We start from the raw sequence: 1620 nt of genomic DNA, 5'->3' as shown, positions 1-1620 counted from the left end.
AAGGCCGAGAGCTGATGACGAGTTGTCTTTCAGACGACGAAGTGGTTGATGCCATGCTTCCAAGAAAAGCTTCTAAGCTTCAGGTAACCAGGAACCGTACCCCAAACCGACACAGGTGGTTGGGTAGAGAATACCAAGGCGCTTGAGAGAACTCGGGTGAAGGAACTAGGCAAAATGGCACCGTAACTTCGGGAGAAGGTGCGCCGGTGAGGGTGAAGGACTTGCTCCGTAAGCTCATGCCGGTCGAAGATACCAGGCCGCTGCGACTGTTTATTAAAAACACAGCACTCTGCAAACACGAAAGTGGACGTATAGGGTGTGACGCCTGCCCGGTGCCGGAAGGTTAATTGATGGGGTTAGCGCAAGCGAAGCTCTTGATCGAAGCCCCGGTAAACGGCGGCCGTAACTATAACGGTCCTAAGGTAGCGAAATTCCTTGTCGGGTAAGTTCCGACCTGCACGAATGGCGTAACGATGGCGGCGCTGTCTCCACCCGAGACTCAGTGAAATTGAAATCGCTGTGAAGATGCAGTGTATCCGCGGCTAGACGGAAAGACCCCGTGAACCTTTACTATAGCTTTGCACTGGACTTTGAATTTGCTTGTGTAGGATAGGTGGGAGGCTTTGAAGCGTGGACGCCAGTCTGCGTGGAGCCAACCTTGAAATACCACCCTGGCAACTTTGAGGTTCTAACTCAGGTCCGTTATCCGGATCGAGGACAGTGTATGGTGGGTAGTTTGACTGGGGCGGTCTCCTCCTAAAGAGTAACGGAGGAGTACGAAGGTGCGCTCAGACCGGTCGGAAATCGGTCGTAGAGTATAAAGGCAAAAGCGCGCTTGACTGCGAGACAGACACGTCGAGCAGGTACGAAAGTAGGTCTTAGTGATCCGGTGGTTCTGTATGGAAGGGCCATCGCTCAACGGATAAAAGGTACTCCGGGGATAACAGGCTGATACCGCCCAAGAGTTCATATCGACGGCGGTGTTTGGCACCTCGATGTCGGCTCATCACATCCTGGGGCTGAAGCCGGTCCCAAGGGTATGGCTGTTCGCCATTTAAAGTGGTACGCGAGCTGGGTTTAGAACGTCGTGAGACAGTTCGGTCCCTATCTGCCGTGGACGTTTGAGATTTGAGAGGGGCTGCTCCTAGTACGAGAGGACCGGAGTGGACGAACCTCTGGTGTTCCGGTTGTCACGCCAGTGGCATTGCCGGGTAGCTATGTTCGGGAAAGATAACCGCTGAAAGCATCTAAGCGGGAAACTTGCCTCAAGATGAGATCTCACTGGAACCTTGAGTTCCCTGAAGGGCCGTCGAAGACTACGACGTTGATAGGTGGGGTGTGTAAGCGCTGTGAGGCGTTGAGCTAACCCATACTAATTGCCCGTGAGGCTTGACCATATAACACCCAAGCAATTTGTGTCGAACGACCAGATTGCGGTGACTGTGGAGATGACACGAACCGAAAGTTCGCAGCAAGACAACCCACAAACATCACATACCCGATTCGCTGGAGTGCCTCCCAAGGGCATCCTGGCTACCAGAATTTCTTGACGACCATAGAGCATTGGAACCACCTGATCCCATCCCGAACTCAGAGTGAAACGATGCATCGCCGATGGTA

Annotated in this window: 2 rRNA genes; both read left to right on the top strand. The window is 53.2% G+C overall.

Annotated features, from left to right (window positions below):
• A 23S ribosomal RNA gene (locus IFT76_RS20675) occupies nucleotides 1-1397 on the top strand; the annotation flags it as partial.
• Between the two features lie 148 nt (nucleotides 1398-1545).
• Nucleotides 1546-1620: ribosomal RNA gene (gene rrf / locus IFT76_RS20670) — 5S ribosomal RNA — on the top strand; the annotation flags it as partial.

The organism is Pseudomonas sp. CFBP 13727, assembly GCF_014841915.1.
Taxonomy (GTDB): domain Bacteria; phylum Pseudomonadota; class Gammaproteobacteria; order Pseudomonadales; family Pseudomonadaceae; genus Aquipseudomonas; species Aquipseudomonas baltica.
This window is presented reverse-complemented; position numbering and strand designations above follow the sequence as displayed.